General features: G+C 51.8%; 13 protein-coding genes and 1 pseudogene. 9 read left to right on the top strand and 5 right to left on the bottom strand.

Annotation, left to right across the window (positions count from 1 at the left end):
* Window positions 1-9: 9 nt before the first annotated feature.
* Both ACHZB8_RS12570 and ACHZB8_RS12565 read right to left on the bottom strand, forming a co-directional pair.
* Window positions 10-1,614 carry an ABC transporter substrate-binding protein gene (locus ACHZB8_RS12570; RefSeq protein WP_316860805.1) on the bottom strand — a complete coding sequence of 535 codons (1,605 nt, stop codon included), beginning with the start codon at window positions 1,612-1,614 and terminating at the stop codon, window positions 10-12.
* Window positions 1,615-1,703: 89 nt separating this feature from the next.
* On the bottom strand, window positions 1,704-2,840 hold the full coding sequence (locus ACHZB8_RS12565) for an enolase C-terminal domain-like protein (protein WP_316860804.1): 1,137 nt from the start codon (window positions 2,838-2,840) through the stop codon (window positions 1,704-1,706).
* A 329-nt stretch (window positions 2,841-3,169) separates the two neighbouring features.
* On the opposite strand from ACHZB8_RS12565, the gene ACHZB8_RS12560 reads away from it, so the two are divergent.
* Together ACHZB8_RS12560 and ACHZB8_RS12555 are read left to right on the top strand one after the other, a co-directional pair.
* The gene (locus ACHZB8_RS12560) at window positions 3,170-4,849 is read left to right on the top strand and encodes an IclR family transcriptional regulator C-terminal domain-containing protein (RefSeq protein WP_316860803.1); all 1,680 of its coding nucleotides are present in this window, start codon (window positions 3,170-3,172) and stop codon (window positions 4,847-4,849) included.
* Between the two features lie 223 nt (window positions 4,850-5,072).
* Window positions 5,073-6,611 carry a family 43 glycosylhydrolase gene (locus ACHZB8_RS12555; protein ID WP_316860801.1) on the top strand — a complete coding sequence of 513 codons (1,539 nt, stop codon included), beginning with the start codon at window positions 5,073-5,075 and terminating at the stop codon, window positions 6,609-6,611.
* Between the two features lie 424 nt (window positions 6,612-7,035).
* Here ACHZB8_RS12555 and ACHZB8_RS12550 read toward each other — a convergent pair whose 3' ends face one another.
* Window positions 7,036-7,857: a DAPG hydrolase family protein gene (locus ACHZB8_RS12550; protein WP_316860799.1), complete on the bottom strand. Its 822-nt coding sequence runs from the start codon at window positions 7,855-7,857 to the stop codon at window positions 7,036-7,038.
* Window positions 7,858-7,870: 13 nt separating this feature from the next.
* Entirely contained in the window at window positions 7,871-9,160 is a 1,290-nt protein-coding gene (locus ACHZB8_RS12545; RefSeq protein WP_316860797.1) for an MFS transporter, read from the bottom strand.
* Between the two features lie 380 nt (window positions 9,161-9,540).
* Between ACHZB8_RS12545 and ACHZB8_RS12540 the strand changes: the two genes are divergently transcribed.
* Window positions 9,541-10,452 carry a LysR family transcriptional regulator gene (locus ACHZB8_RS12540; RefSeq protein ID WP_316860795.1) on the top strand — a complete coding sequence of 304 codons (912 nt, stop codon included), beginning with the start codon at window positions 9,541-9,543 and terminating at the stop codon, window positions 10,450-10,452.
* Window positions 10,453-10,597: 145 nt separating this feature from the next.
* Here ACHZB8_RS12540 and ACHZB8_RS12535 read toward each other — a convergent pair whose 3' ends face one another.
* Window positions 10,598-11,242: a FadR/GntR family transcriptional regulator gene (locus tag ACHZB8_RS12535; RefSeq protein ID WP_316860852.1), complete on the bottom strand. Its 645-nt coding sequence runs from the start codon at window positions 11,240-11,242 to the stop codon at window positions 10,598-10,600.
* Window positions 11,243-11,621: 379 nt separating this feature from the next.
* Here ACHZB8_RS12535 and ACHZB8_RS12530 point away from each other — a divergent pair, with 379 nt between their 5' ends.
* The 6 genes and pseudogenes from ACHZB8_RS12530 to ACHZB8_RS12505 all read left to right on the top strand — a co-directional run.
* Window positions 11,622-12,794 (top strand): L-rhamnonate dehydratase, encoded by a 1,173-nt coding sequence (locus tag ACHZB8_RS12530; protein ID WP_316860793.1) that lies wholly within the window; start codon window positions 11,622-11,624, stop codon window positions 12,792-12,794.
* A gap of 77 nt (window positions 12,795-12,871) precedes the next feature.
* A complete protein-coding gene (locus tag ACHZB8_RS12525; protein ID WP_316860791.1) occupies window positions 12,872-13,858 on the top strand; it encodes a 2-dehydro-3-deoxygalactonokinase in 987 nt (328 codons plus the stop codon).
* A 120-nt stretch (window positions 13,859-13,978) separates the two neighbouring features.
* Window positions 13,979-14,278, top strand: coding sequence for a TRAP transporter substrate-binding protein DctP (gene dctP / locus ACHZB8_RS12520; RefSeq protein WP_316860789.1), 300 nt, complete (start codon window positions 13,979-13,981; stop codon window positions 14,276-14,278).
* Window positions 14,238-14,579 (top strand): annotated as a pseudogene (locus ACHZB8_RS12515) (hypothetical protein); the annotation flags it as partial. The gene dctP and the pseudogene ACHZB8_RS12515, both read left to right, overlap by 41 nt.
* A gap of 40 nt (window positions 14,580-14,619) precedes the next feature.
* Window positions 14,620-14,916 carry a hypothetical protein gene (locus ACHZB8_RS12510; protein ID WP_316860787.1) on the top strand — a complete coding sequence of 99 codons (297 nt, stop codon included), beginning with the start codon at window positions 14,620-14,622 and terminating at the stop codon, window positions 14,914-14,916.
* Window positions 14,917-15,070: 154 nt separating this feature from the next.
* Window positions 15,071-15,267: TRAP transporter small permease subunit (locus tag ACHZB8_RS12505; protein ID WP_316860786.1), on the top strand; the 197-nt coding region annotated here is incomplete at its 3' end.

The following is a 15,267-nucleotide window of genomic DNA, read 5'->3' as shown; positions in this document are numbered from 1 at the left end:
GTAGCTGGCTTATCGTTCTTTTTTTACTTCAAGATAGCTGGTGTTCTGATAAGGATGTCCGATGAAATTGCTGACATCCTTCTGATAGACAACCGTGTCATAGGCCATGGAGATGATCTGCTGAGCAGGGATGTCTTCCTCGAAGCGTTTCTGGATATCGGCATACATGTCTGCCTGTTTTTTCTCATCTGGCTCCAGAAGTGCTTTTTGCAGTTCTTCGTTGATGGCCGTATCCTGGAAGGATGTGCGCCATGCCTGCAAGGTGTAGAGTTTGGCTTCGTCCGAGTTGTCCGGATTATAGACGATGGAAAGCAGACTGGTATATGGATGGGCACCGGTGCGGTCACCACCGCGGCCGACGATCATTTCATATTTGCGGGCTTTCATAGGACCATAGACCTGATCGCCGTTGCCGGTCATGATTTCAGCCTTGATGCCACCTTTTGCCAGCGATGCCTGAAGTGCTGTTGCGACATTCACGAATGGCGAGGTGGACAAAACGCGGATGGAAGTGCTGAACCCATCAGGATAGCCAGCGTCTGCAAGAAGCTTTTTGGCCAGATCCGGATCGAACTTATACATCGGATTTGGAAGAGCGCCAGGCAATCCTGCCGGAATCGGACGCTGATAGAGCGTGCCGGTGAAAGGCAGAATGGTGTTATTGATGCCTTCATAGTCGATCAGATGACGAACGGCTTCGCGCACTTCCTTCTTGGCGTATTTTTCGTCTTTCATGCTCATGGCAAGATAGAAGACATGGCCGCTCGGGACTTTCGCAGTAACCAGCTCTTCGTCTTTCTGAACCGCTTTCAGGTCAGCAACCGACATGCCCCATGCAATATCGATGTCATGCTGTTCGAGGGCAAGACGCAGGGTTTGGCTTTCCGGCATATGACGGTAGATGATGCGTTTCATCTCCGGTTTGCCGCCCCAATAGGCATCATTCCGGTTCAGAATGACCATGCTGTTGGCGTCCCAGCGGTCCAGAATGTACGGGCCTGAGCCTGCACTGTGCGTGGTCAACCAAGCCTGGCCATAGTCACCATCTTTTTGGTTCTGCATGGCGAGTTTGCTATCGATGACCATGCAAACGCCCTTGCCAGCGATCACGCCCAGAATGAGGTTGGGGTCGGTTGGCTTTGGAAAATGGACGATGACCGTATAGTCGTCCGGAGCCTCGATCATGGCGTCGATATTGTCTTTGTTATAGCCAAAGACGCGAACGTTGGAGCCGCCAATACCGAGTTCCATGGCCCGCTTCATCGAGAAAACAAAGTCTTTCGCGGTAAGCGGATTGCCGGAGTGGAATTTCACATCCTTGCGCAGATGGAACGTAATGGCGTCGCGGGCTTCGTTAAGCTCCCAGTTCGTGGCAAGGCTCGGGTGAAAAACACCCTTTTGGGCCGAGTCGGCGGTGATCAACGTGTCATAGACGTTGGTGTTGACCTCGACGGACTGGCGGCCGCTCATTGCGCCCGGATCAAGGGAAACCATGGTAACCAGAGAGACGCCAACAACGAGCTGGTTACTCGGAGTCGCCGCTTGTGTAGCCAACGGCGTCATGGCCATCACTGTGGCCAAACCTGCTGCCTGAAGCAGAGTCTTCAAATTCATTATATCCTCCCGATCTCCTCCCAGAGATCATTCGTTTCGGTTAACTGGGAAATCACTTCAGACTTCCCAATGGTCTTGATAGTACCTCCTCAAATTTCCTTTATTTTATGGGCCTTTATGTAATCCAGATTGATATCCTCCCCCAAACCCGGCCGGGTGGGGGCATGGACAAAACCTTCTCTGTCCATGGGATCTGCGGTGGCATTCAGATAAGGTGGCGGGCGATCATAGTCGCTCGCAGGATGCAGCAGCCCTCGCTCGTAATATTCGCAGTTGGGAATCGACATGAGCAGCGACACGCTGGCGGCACCGCTGCCATGCAACTCGCAATTCATGCCATTGGCTTCGGCCAGATGGGCGGTCTTGAGAACCGGGGTCAATCCTCCCGAGCGCAAGAAGCCTGCCCGAAGGATGTCGCAGGCCCCGGCCCGGACCCATTCGGCTCGGGTGTGGTATTTTCCGGTCATTGTTTCAGGACCGATCACCGGAATGGAAAGCTTGTCGGAAAGCCACGCATAGGATGACATGCTTGCCTCTTCCATGGGTTCTTCGAACCACAGGAAGTCAAGCTCTTCCAGGGCGTGACCGATATAAAGAGCGTCTTTGCGGCTGTACCAGTGATAGCCATCCAGCATCAGCACGATGTCCGGCCCTACGGCCTCGCGCACGCCGCTGCATGCCGCCACTTCTCTTTTGCGATCAGGAAGTTCGTTGATGGAAGGGGTCCAGCTGTGCAGCTTGATCGCCTTGTAGCCCTTGGCCACCAGCTCAACCGAATATCGGGCATAATCCTCAGGTGTCGCCAGACTACCGGGAATATTGTCGCCACCGGCAATGCTTGCATAGGCCGGAACCTTGTCGCGGTATTGTCCGATCAGCTTGTGCACCGGCTGGTTCAGGGCACGGCCCGCCAAATCCCACATGGCCTGATCGACACAGCTGAGCGCCTTGTCTGTCATGCGGCCAGCACTTCCACGTTGCTTGCGCTGCAATGCCTGCCAAATCATCTCGCGGGCAAAGGCATCCTCTCCCTGGAGGATTGGGCGAATGAATTCGTTGACAATCGCAGGGCGGATGACATCCGGGCTCTGAAAAGCATACCCTTCATGACCATCGGATGAGACCAGCGTCAGCAAGGCGTGTTGAACCATGGTGTCAACCGGGCTTTTCTTTGCCTTTGGGGCTTCGTAAGAAAAGTAGGTCACGTCTATTCTTTCGATTTTCACCAATCTCTCCCGAACCTTGACACCTGCGCTGCAAACTGTTGCCGCCATCTTTGTATGAGTGCCCTGGAGTTTGTCCTCCAGACCTCGCGCCACATCTGGAGCAATGAAAAACCAAACGTCGGCACCTCCGGAACATCAGCTCAGAAGTTGAAATTGGTCAATCACATAGTGGTGTGACGGTGGGCTGCGGTGAATTTCTTTTTGAGATTTTCTCACGATGTGAGAATGCTTTCCAAATTTTATTTTTTGGTCGAATAGGAATAGTTACAAGAGCAGATTATTCTCACGTGAAAGACAAAGCGCTTATGCTGACAGGTGAGGTTGGGTCCATGGCGACAGAGCCAGAAGAAAAAACGATCAGGAAGGAGCCCGATGCCGTTGGCTTGAAATCCTCTTCGAGCAAGGATGTCAGGGGAGCCGCGCTCATAAACAAGGCCTGCGATATACTTGATCTTGTTGGCACGGCACCGGGAAAACTCAGCGCCAGAGAACTGGGCAAACGCACGGGACTTCCTCAATCGACGGTCTATCGCATCATTGCGGCCCTGAATGCACGCGGTTTCATTCGTATGGAACAGGGGTGCGCCGGTCCTCTGTTGGGGTTTCATTTCCTTGATCTTGCGCAGAATGTCTGGGCAAAGCAGGATCTGGCCAGCATAGCGGCAGATGAATTGCGCAGACTACGCGAAATTACAGGTGAGACCACTTATCTTGGAACGCTGATCGGGCATGAAATGGTTTCTCTTGCACGGTCTCTTGGCACCCATGCAAACAGATCGGCCGGTGATATCGGCGGGACCAACCCGGTGCACTGCTCCAGTCAGGGCAAAGCCCTGTTGGCCTTTCTGCCCTCTCAGCAACAGGAGCATATGCTCTCGACGCTCGAGCTGACACAGCGAACCCCGCACACGATTGTCGAGAAGAATGCTCTCAGGCTCAGTCTCAACATCATCCGACAGCGTGGATTTGCCGTTGATGATCAGGAAAATGTGAGAGGCATGCGCTGTATTGGTGTGCCAATTCTGGATGTGAATGGCAATGCCGTGGCGTCGATCAGCATAGCCGGGCCGACCTATCGCATGACAAAGGAAAGGATAGAGCAGCTAGCCCCGGAAGTGATGGAGACAGGGCGTGCGATCAGTCTTCTGGTGCAAAATCACAAGTCACGAGCAGAGCATAGCTCTGAAGTTTCAGTAACTCCGCTTGGAGATGCTCTTTTCTATGGCGACAAGCCGCAATGGATCGAGGCGGAAAACTGCATGTATTGGGTCGATCGACTGGCCCCGACCGTTTACGCCATGAAAATGGGTGAAGATCCGCAGCCGATTGGCATCCTGCCAGGACCGATTGTCGAGGTGGTCCCTGTCAGCCAAGGCGGCATCGAGATTGTGAGCGAAGGATGTTGGTATCATGCGGAAGTCGATGTCGGGTGCCAGCAGATCGATCGGCCGTATTGGAAAGAGTATCATGCGCTTTGTATTGCAAGGAATGGTCAGTTCTGGGCCTGCAAGCATCAGGATGATCAGACAAGGATCGGGACTCTTTCCTTTGATGGCGGCTTTGTCGAATACTGGTCTGTCTCGCGGGAAATCGACGCCATGCTCTGGAGTCACAGCGGGAAGTTTCTGCATGCCCTCAGCCGGGACGAAGGCCTGATCTATCAGATGAGAAGAGGGCGCGATGCTCCGCTGATACTGGGACGCATTCCAAGGGGGTCAGGAAACCCCTGTGCCCTGACGATGGACAAGCATGATCAGGTCTGGATCGCACTCAAGGATGGCTGGGGGATCGCTTGCCTTTCCGAAACCGGAGAGATCGAGGAGGTCTTGCCCTTGCCGGTCCCACATCCGACAGGGCTTGTTTTTGCAGGCGGAGACCTCAATAATCTCTATATTACGAGTGCGCGCCTCGGGGTCGGGCGTGACGTGATCGGAAATGCCAAGCTTTCGGGTTTTACCCTCTGCACAGACATGAGCACCCAACTGGCGGAAAAAATCTCAAATAGCTGATATTAAAAAGATATTTTCAATGTTGCGACCATGTCTTCAAGGGGTGGAATGAAGGTGAAAAATCTGCTGATTGCCTGTTTGCAGAAAGAGTGTAGCATATCAAACAAACCTGTTTTTCCGCTCTGAACCAGTCAACGCAGAGTGTGGAGACTATTTCGCGATGCTTCATGATGTGGCATGAAACGGCGTGAGGGCAGGTCAATAACAAATGGGAGCATTCGTCATGAATCAACCCCTTTCCGGGAGGCAATCCCCCGGATTTGAAGGTCAAAGAAAAGCAGATCAAGGCGATGGTACTTTTCTCAACCCGATCCTATCGGGGGATCACCCTGATCCGTCCATTCTTCGCGACGGGGATGATTTTTACCTCACCTACTCGACGTTCGAGACCTATCCGGGTCTACCGATCTGGCATTCGCGTGACCTGATCAACTGGCAACCTCTCACCTCGGCCCTGCACCAGAATGTGGGGTCCGTCTGGGCACCCGAGCTGATCAAGCATGATGGTCGGTTTTACATTTACATCGCCACCAAGCCGACCTCATCCCCCTCGAGCAAAAAGACAAACTGGGTGATATGGGCCGATGATATCGAGGGGCCCTGGTCGGATCCAATCGACCTGCACTTGCCGACCCATATCGATCCCGGTCATGCTGTTGGCGAGGATGGATCCCGATGGCTCTTTTTGTCGCGAGGCGATCGCATTCGCCTGTCCGACAACGGGCTTGCAACGGTCGGACTGGCGGAACATGTCTATGATGGCTGGCGTTACCCCGATGACTGGGATGTGGAGGGCTATGCGCAGGAAGGGCCAAAGATCGCAAAGCATGGCGACTATTTCTACCTGATCTCCGCAGTTGGTGGCACGGCGGGGCCTCCGACAGGCCATATGGTGATCGTCGCACGGTCCAAGTCCATTCACGGCCCTTGGGAGAATCACCCCAGAAATCCGGTGGTCCGAACGCAGAATATCGAAGAAAAATGGTGGTCGAGAGGCCATGCAACATTTGTCTCTCTCCAAAATGGAGACTGGTGGTCGGTTCTGCACGGATACGAAAACGGGTTCTGGACCCTGGGACGGCAAACGCTGCTGGCACCGGTTTACTGGACAGAGGACGGTTGGCCGGAATTTGGTGGCGACGATCTGTCTGCACCGCTTCCCGTGCCGCTTCCTGCCGCAAAAAGGACAATCGACAGGCCTCATGGCTTCCCGCTGTCAGACACCTTCCTCATCAACAAATATGGCATTCAATGGTGTTTCTTCAATCCCGCTCCCGATGAAAAGGAACGAATGCGCTATCACAATAGCGCGCTGGAACTGGCAGGACGGGGAACGGCTCCAAGCAATTCATCGCCGCTGACCTGTATCGTTGGCGACCAGTCCTATCAGGTCGATTGCGAGATCGAAATCGAGCCAGAAGGTGGGGCGGGATTGCTGCTTTTCTACAATAGCAGCCTTTATTGCGGAATCGGCGTTCGCGAAGATCATTTCGTGACGCATCAATACGGACGCGAAAGAACCCGCGTTCAGCACGAATATGGCTTGCGGCTCTTTGTCCGCCTGCGCAATCAGCGCCATATTGTGAGTATCTACACTTCGTCAAACGGGGAGACTTGGCAGCGTTTTGATCGCGGAATGGAAGTGTCGGGCTATCACCATAATGTGTCCGGCGGGTTTCAAATGCTCAAACCGGCCATCTATGCGACCGGAGAAGGCACCAAGGCCATCTTCAGAAAGTTCACCTTCCGCGCCTTTCCTTGAGCGCGGACGGTGATCAGGCCAGAAGTCGCACGGCTGCGGCACACGCCCTTTTTGCGTCCAGTCTTCTCTTCTCCGACAGCCACGAACCTCTGGCGGAAGATAATGGATACCAGCCTTTTGATGACGCCCTCCTCAGAATAGCCCTGTTGCAATTGAGCTGTTCTTTCTGTGCGACAGGGATCTCCTCGCCGATTGCCGCTTGATAGACGACAATCTTGGCCCCAGCCTTATCGACATGTTGGTCAGAAACTGATTTTCCACTTGTGCCAGATCGCGGTCTGGACACCGGCTTTTCGAAAACGGAAATCCCCTCTCGACCTATGCTGCCTTGTCGAGAGGAGACGTCTTGTGGCTCTTGTGATGCTGTGAAACTGGGGTATCAAAGGACCAGAAGTTGCCACATCTGGGGGAAGCAGATCAGGGGTCAGGCGTTACAGAAGTCAAGCATCTCGAAGTCTTCAGCCTTGTCCTGACGATCATGATTTTCTCTGCAAAGCGCTGGCAGCATGGCTGCAAGGCGATGGAATTCCTGAGGCGAATGATTGGACAGCCCTTTTACTCGCGTTGCATCCACTTCAAAATCTGTCCGCACGGCCCGACCATTGACGATCATCCAACCCAGCCAGAAGCGGCTCCTGAGCTCGATGCCACCTTCCACTTCGCGCGCAAAATGGATGAAGGTGGTTCTCGGAATATCCCATTGGGGAGGACCGGAATGTGCACAAATGGCCGTCACGGGGAGACTATTGAACCTTTGCATGTCAAATCCGAATGATTCCGGCGAGCGGAACGAAATTCTTAGCGCCAGGGTTCCATCACCGACATTCTCAACAACGAAATCCGATGTATTCCAGTTGCGTTCTTTCCAGCTCAGCGAATTGTCGAGTCGCCTGGCCAAATGTTCGGGAGCAACTCTGGCCTTGTAGTGATCTCTCGGATCCCAGATCTTGTAGCGCAGACTTTCAATACCGTGCCAGGCAAACCACCATTCAAGCATCTGCAATGTGACACCCGGCATTTTGGTCAGGGAAGCGATGTAGCCACTGCCGTCCGGCATAATGCAATAGCCGATTTCCCCCGGCATGTAGCCGGGGTCAAGCAATTTGTTTCTGTCATCAAGCCGGAGTGCCAAAGAAGGATCCATGGGGCTCGACATCTTCTCGATGACTTCATCGGGTAAATCGGGATATGGAAGATCAAAATATTTGGCGTACGGCCTGGTTCTTTCAAACTCAGACAAAGTCATACTCAGTATTCCTCTATTGTTCATTGATTGGTTTGACTTGTGAAATCAGAAGAAACGAGAGGACACAGATGCCAATCAAACCAATATAGGCACCGGTCAGATCGCCTGTGATTTTCAGGCTCATTGCCACAAACAGGAAGGCACAGGACCGGATGCCCGACTGGATCGGGCTGGCCAGTTTGTTGGCTGCTGCGAAGTCTTTCCGGCCAAAAATGGTTCCTGTCATTGAAGGCATCAGGTTGCCGATGCCTCCAACCGAGACACCAACCATGAAGACAGCCAGATAGATCACGATCTCGTTTGCCATGAAGATCAGCAGAACCAGAGCAATGGCGTACCATGTGCAATATAGCAGGCCAGCATTCCTGGTTCCCACTTTCTGGTCGATCCAGCCCCACAGATAAGACCCGAAAATCCCGAAGAATCCCATTATGGAGAGCATGCCGATTGCCGCACCGCGTTCATATCCGGCACCAACAAGCCTTGCGACCAACTGACTGACAATGGCAACGGTCACCATCCACATCAGTCCAAGTCCGATGTTGGCGCACCAGAATACTTTTTCACGCGCCAGTTTTCTGACGGTCCAGGGGCTTTGGTAGGTGGCTATTTCCAATTTGTCCTTTGCATATTGTTCCTGGCTGACTTTCTCATTGTCCGGATATTGTCCCACTTCCTCTGGAGAGCTGTTGCAGAACAGGAATGCTACAACGGCAAACAGGGCCACGAAAATCGCCACGACCGTAAACATGCCCTCGAGCCCCACTGCATGGATGAGATTGTGCGCAATTGCCGGGAACATCATTGTGCAAATCGGGAAGCCCATGGTCGAGATCCCGAGTGCCAACCCCTTTTTCTTCGGAAACCAGTTGGTCTGGATCACGTTGACGGCGACGAACGAATAGCCAAGGCTCATGGCTGAGCACGCCATCACGCAAATTGCGTAAATGGTGTAATTGTCTGAATTGCCGTAGAAATAGAAGGCGATGGCTGAAACAACGAGGCTTCCAACCATCACCCATTGAGCGCCTTTTTGAAAGCGTGAGGTGATTTCTCCGAAATAATAGGCACAGATGAGACCAATCCATCCGCCATAGGTCGACCAGACCAGCATGTCCGACCTTGCCCAACCTCGTTCGCTGCTAAGCGCGCTCACGAAAATATTCAGTCCATCGGTATTGAGTGCACCTGAAATAAAATAGGCCACCAGGCACATGAACAGAATGCTCCATCCGCGCGGACTTGCATTCAGTTTCACCTTGCCACTTTGAGATACGAGTGTTTCTGTCGTCTTTGTTGTCATTTCCAAGTTTCCTTACTCACAGCTGCGCATAGAGGCACGGCAAACCAGAACAATGCGTTCCGGATGACGCTGAATTCCATGACGCCAACTAAAGCGGATGCGTATATTGGATGGTTAGTCTTTGAACACGCTCATCATCATGATGTCGGTTCCAAACTGCGACAGAAAGCCTTTGCGCTGACTCCCTTGAACATAAGCGTTTTCCTCCCGCCGAGCTCTTTTTATTATCCAGACCCGGTCTTTATTTGGCCGGGCGTTCTATTCCTCACGAGACAAAGCTAATTCATACTTGATCATAAATAAAATATATATAAATTATGCCTCTACAATATTTTGTTTATGCCTAGAAGAATCAGAGACTTGTAAGGGAGTGCGTGGCTATGGAATTGAGGCAATTGGTCTATTTCGCGGCAATTTCCAAAACCGGGTCGATTACGGGAGCGGCGAAGCTCCTGCATGTTGCTCAGCCAGCGGTCAGCATGGCGATCAAGAAACTGGAGAACGAGCTTGACACCCAGTTACTGCATCGCAAGGAAAATGGCGTGACACCAACGTTTGAAGGTCTGGAATTTCTGCAACATTGTAACCAGATCCTACAGCAAGCTGAGGATGCCAAATTGTCCATGAAATATCTTGGCGAGTTGGCGGTCGGGGAAGTGACAATCGGCATGCCAAGCATGATCGGCTCCTATTTTTTCCCGCCAATCCTGATGGCTTTCCGGCATAAATATCCCAATATCCAGATTAATGATGTTGATGACATGACGCTGAATATCAGAGACAAATTGCTCAATAACGAGTTGGACATTGGTGTTGTCGCCAGCCAGTATCTTACACCTGAACTCGATCACGAAATCATCTTGCGCGAAGAAATCGTTATTGGCATGGCGATCGATCATCCATTGGCTTCCAATTCCTCTATCAGCGCCAGAGAATTGCTCTCCCATGACTTGGCTCTCAGCCATTATCACAGGATGCTGATTGAAGAGATCAGCAAAACTGAAAATGTGGTTCCGAAAATATCCTTTACCAGCGAGTTGTTGCCCCTCATCAAGAATATCATTCGCCAGGGCTACGGCATTTCTCCGATATTTGAATCGGGCGTCAGAGACGAAGAACTCATCACGACCCGCCCGCTGGAGAAGCCGATTTACGTTGAACTGAGTCTTGCATGGAAGAGAGGAAAATACCTGTCCAAGGCAAATAGCGCACTCAAGCGATTTGTTCTGGAAAATGTCGAGTGCCGCCAAGCTGCCGTCCCGGCAGGATTGGAAACAGACTTCTCATCATGAAATGAATGTTGCAGAAAGGATGGGCGCATTGCCCGCCGGGCCAACCTGTTGGCTCTTGTGAAATAGGCCCGAAATACGCCCCCTCACATTAAACTGACAAATTCAAGACAAACGCATGACCCCAATAATTTGTCAGTTTAATTTTTCATTCGTGCGCCATACGCGCTATAGCCCCTTGCAAATGGCTCATCATTGCGCTGCCAGCCGCTTCAGGATCGCGCCTTAACAGGGCCTGCAATATGCGTTCATGCTCCTCTACGGTCACTTTCTTGATGAGAGGATCACCACTTTCAATACGCGCGGCCTTCACATTTTCATAAAGGACACTGCCCAAAAACGCCATAAAATCAGCATAATAGCTATTCTGGGTTGCAAATGCGATGGCGTAATGAAAATCAAGATCGGCACGAACCTCATCTTCACTCCAAGGCTTGGCCAGAATAATGGCCTCTTGCGCCTGCTTTATGGCCTTTATGTCCTTGGACGTGTGTCGCGCAGCAGCCAGACGCGCCCCGGAAACCTCGATATTTTGACGCAATTCAAACAGGGCCAACACATCCGACCGGCTCATGTCACTGTTGTCGATCTTGAAAGAATTTCGCATTTCATTGGTGGAAACAAAAACGCCACTTCCCTGACGGGAGACAACAAGACCGTCAGACTTGAGCCGGGAAATAGCTTCCCGCACAACCGTTCTGCTCACAGAATATTGATTACTAAGGTGTTTTTCTGTCGGAAGCTTATCTCCCGCCACCAAAATTCCCGACCGGATCTGATTGGCAATATCCATCGCAATTGTTGAAGGAATCTCGGTTCTACTCATGGTGGGTATTTTGCCAGCGCTCATTTTTTCCTCGAATCCGAAGCGGTTTCATCCCTCAAATCTATTTGTCTAATAACCAATTGTATACATATGTAATAATACCAAGTTGTTAGACAAATATTTTCTCTCTATCTTGCGAGCATCAAACAACCCAAGCCCGTTGCCGAAGCGGGAGAGTTGCCGGGCATGGTTTCTCGCCCAAATCAGCTTGCCTCATTCTGCTGGCAATACTGATTGGGGCAAATGGAGATCCTCCACAACAGCAGCACCCTCCCCTTCGTTCTAGCTTCGTCTTGCGACACTTGCTCAGAAGTGCAGAGCCCAAGCATTGAAGATCGGAAAAGATATGAAGATTAAAGCAATACGCTCGAAAGTTTACCGATGGACTGGACCCACCGCTCCAGCTCGTCCGAATTTGAGCGTCAATCCAATGGATGCGCTAAACAGTTTGTCGGACACGATGGGATCGTTCAGATTTCATGACTGGCTGGTGTGTGAGGTCGAAACCGATGACGGCATAGTCGGAATTGGCAACTGTGCACTCGCACCCAAGATTGCAAAGGAAATCATCGATCAGTATCTTGCACCAATAGCAATCGGACGCGACCCTTTTGATTTCGAGGCCATTTGGCAAGCCATGTACAGAAGCACCATGGCTTGGGGGCGCAAGGGCATTGGAATGGCTGCTATATCTGCGGTTGACATCGCGATCTGGGATATCATGGGCAAGGCTGTCGGCAAGCCTGTCTTCAAGTTGCTGGGAGGGCGGACCAAGAAGGACATTCAGGTCTATGCGTCCAAGCTTTACAGTCAGCCCCTGGACAGTTTGGCCAAAGAGGCGCAAAGCTATCTCGACCAGGGCTTCCAAATGATGAAGCTGCGCTTTGGTTGGGGGCCTCTGGACGGGCCATCAGGCATGCGCAAAAATATAGAGCTTCTCAGAACCGTGCGTGATGTCGTTGGTCCCGACATCGATCTCATGGTCGAATGCTACATGGGATGGACGCTGGAATATGCCGAGCGCATGATCCCGATGCTCGCTGAATATAATGTGCGATGGCTGGAAGAACCGGTGTTGCCTGACGATATAGCGGGCTATGCAAAACTGAATCTTAAAGGGCCTATTCCCATTTCCGGTGGTGAGCATGAATTCACTTTGTTCGGATTCAAGCAATTGCTGGATGCCGGTGCCATCAGCGTCATTCAATATGACACAAACCGTGTTGGGGGCATTACCGCAGCACAAAAGGTCAATCAGTTGGCAGAGGCACATCAGGTGCCTGTCATTCCGCACGCTGGCATGATGCACAACTACCATTTGACCATGGCCAATCTCAATTGCCCGATTTCGGAGTTCTTTCCGGTCAATGAAGTGGAAGTGGGCAACGAACTCTTCTACTACCTGTTCGAGGGAGATCCACTGCCGGTCAACGGCAGGATCAATCTTGATGACGAGCTTCCGGGTCTGGGTATTGAAATCTCGGACAAGCATCTCCAGCATTTCCAAATTTTCGAATAAGGGGTTCCTCCCAGGTCTCTCACCGATAGGGTTTGGTACCCTTCGGTGAGGGGTTTGCGAGAAATTGGGCAACCGTGATGAGCCAGACAATCGTGAAACCCTCTCTAATCGCCCTGGACTGGGGGACATCCAGTTTACGCGGCTATTTGATGGGGTCCGGACGTGAAATTTTGCAAGAGCGGTCCAGTGACCACGGAATTCAGAATTTGCCCGCGCCGGGTGCTCGTGGATTTGAGCAAGCCTTCAATGATCTCTGTTCCGATTGGCTGACGCACTTTCCGGGCTTGCCGGTCGTTGCCGGAGGAATGGTTGGCAGCGCTCAGGGATGGAGAGAAGCGCCTTACGTTGATTGCCCCGCTGATGTGACCAAGCTTGCCAGCCAGGCAATCGAACTTGACGGTCCCTTCAACTCGAAGATTCACATCGCGCCTGGCGTCTTGTCAGTCTCGGAAAGCTCGGCACCCGACATCATTCGGGGAGAAGAAATCCAGATCGCCGGAGCTCTTCATCTGCATCCGGAGCTACGGGAGACTTCTTTGGCGGTCCTGCCGGGAACGCACTCCAAATGGATCATCACTCAAAATGCCCGGATCATGAATTTCGCCACATACATGACGGGTGAGATTTTCTCAATCCTGCGCCACCATTCCATCTTGGGGCGCCTCATGGTCGAAAAGACGACGGATCGCAGAATTGCCGCTGAAGATGCCTTCAAAAGGGGACTTCAGGTCTCTGATCAGGCAGCTGGCAGCGATCTTACCCATTTGCTTTTTGCGACCAGAACATGCGGTCTGATGGGACAAATCGACAAGGATGTCCTGAACGATTTTCTGTCCGGTCTTCTTATCGGGCACGAAGTCTGCAATGCGCGCCGATTTGCGGCGGAGGCGATCGAGGCCAAGTCTCCCCTCATTATCATCGGTGCCGACCATCTTGCGGAAAGATATGGACTGGCTCTCGAATATTTCGGAATAAGGGGAGCACGTCAGCTTCATAACACAGCCCCTGTTGGACTCTTTGATTTTGCGGTGGCTGTTGGCTTGGTTCCAGATGTCAAAACCTGATGGAGGAGATCTCTTGGTTCTGCGTTTTGGCATGGAAAATTCAACTTACTTATAGGAGAAGTAGTATGAAAAGGATGCTCGGATTAGCCCTGGCAGGCCATGATCGCCATGGCGGGAGGAATGACATGTTCGGCTTCTGCTGGCGATGTTACGCTTAAATTTGGCAACGGGACCAACCCTTCAGCCAAAGAGGCAGGGGAGCTTTTCAAGAAAATCGTTGAAGAACGCTCCGCCGGTTCAATCAAGATCAATTATTTCCCTGACAATCAGTTGGGTGATGATCGCGTGATGGCGGAAACCACTGTGTTTGGCGATATCGACATTTCCGTGATTTCGACCAGCAACATGGCGACGGTTTATAAAGACTTCTATCTCTTTGATGCACCATTCCTGTTTCTCAACCCCGCCCAGGCTTTATGAACGGCTAGATGGACCTACGGGGAAAGCAATCCTGGAAGGTATGAGGGAAAATAGGTGTACTCGGCCTGACCTTTTGGGAAAATGGTTTCCGCGATCTGACCAACAGCAAGGTTGCGGTAAAAACTCCCAGAGGACACGAAAGGCCTTAAAATCCGCACCATGGAAAATCAGGTACACCTCGCCGCCTGGAAGGCTTTTCGGGGCCAATCCAACACCTATGGCATTTGTCGAGCTTTTCACTGCCCTGCAACAGGGTGCCGTCGATGGACAGGAAAATCCGTTAGGCATTATTGATGGCAACAAGTTCCAGGATGTTCAGCAGTATGTTTCCCTGACCCAGCATGTCTACACGCCATATGTCCATGCTGATCAATCTGGAAAAATTCGAGTCTCTGACCAAGGAACAGCAGGAATTGCTGCGCACGGCGGCCACCGAAACAACCTCTTTCCAGCGCCAGCGCTCGCAGGAACTGGAGAAAGAGATCCTGGCAAAGTTCAAGAAAGCCGGCACGACCGTTGTTGAGCTGACAGATGAAGACAAAGCCGCATGGCAGAAGATTGTTCAGGATGCCAAGATTTTCGATCTTGTGAAATCAAACATGGATCATCCCGACTATCTTGATCAAATCATGCAATAAACTACTGCTTGCGGGTGAATTGTGATCAATGCATCCGCAAGCCACCAAAGTCGAGCGCAATCAACATATTTGAGGGTTTTCTGCTGCTGTTCGATTGAATGCAGGTTCCGTCAAATCATGAGGCAAACTCGGCATCTCGCTTCAGGAGGTTCCGATGTCCATCCTGCGGATCATCGAAGAAAAATTTGAACTCTATCTCAGCATTTTCCTACTTTGCGCCATGACGATCGTCATGGCCATACAGGTCTTCATGCGCTACGTCGTCCAGCATTCCTTGTCATGGTCGGAAGAACTCGCTCGCTACATATTCGTTGGCTTGTCTTCATTGCAATCAGCTATGGAGCCAAGAAT

The organism is uncultured Cohaesibacter sp., assembly GCF_963556055.3.
Taxonomy (GTDB): domain Bacteria; phylum Pseudomonadota; class Alphaproteobacteria; order Rhizobiales; family Cohaesibacteraceae; genus Cohaesibacter.
Note: the sequence above shows the minus strand (reverse complement) of the source record. Positions and strands in the feature narration are given on the sequence as shown.

Coding starts and splice junctions, on each gene's coding strand:
- ACHZB8_RS12510 (WP_316860787.1), top strand. CDS start 14,620: ATGTCTACACGCCATATGTCCATGCTGATCAATCTGGAAAAATTCGAG.
- ACHZB8_RS12525 (WP_316860791.1), top strand. CDS start 12,872: ATGAGCCAGACAATCGTGAAACCCTCTCTAATCGCCCTGGACTGGGGG.
- ACHZB8_RS12560 (WP_316860803.1), top strand. CDS start 3,170: ATGGCGACAGAGCCAGAAGAAAAAACGATCAGGAAGGAGCCCGATGCC.
- ACHZB8_RS12530 (WP_316860793.1), top strand. CDS start 11,622: ATGAAGATTAAAGCAATACGCTCGAAAGTTTACCGATGGACTGGACCC.
- ACHZB8_RS12540 (WP_316860795.1), top strand. CDS start 9,541: ATGGAATTGAGGCAATTGGTCTATTTCGCGGCAATTTCCAAAACCGGG.
- ACHZB8_RS12545 (WP_316860797.1), bottom strand. CDS start 9,160: ATGACAACAAAGACGACAGAAACACTCGTATCTCAAAGTGGCAAGGTG.
- ACHZB8_RS12535 (WP_316860852.1), bottom strand. CDS start 11,242: ATGGATATTGCCAATCAGATCCGGTCGGGAATTTTGGTGGCGGGAGAT.
- ACHZB8_RS12555 (WP_316860801.1), top strand. CDS start 5,073: ATGAATCAACCCCTTTCCGGGAGGCAATCCCCCGGATTTGAAGGTCAA.
- ACHZB8_RS12570 (WP_316860805.1), bottom strand. CDS start 1,614: ATGAATTTGAAGACTCTGCTTCAGGCAGCAGGTTTGGCCACAGTGATG.
- dctP (WP_316860789.1), top strand. CDS start 13,979: ATGACATGTTCGGCTTCTGCTGGCGATGTTACGCTTAAATTTGGCAAC.
- ACHZB8_RS12550 (WP_316860799.1), bottom strand. CDS start 7,857: ATGACTTTGTCTGAGTTTGAAAGAACCAGGCCGTACGCCAAATATTTT.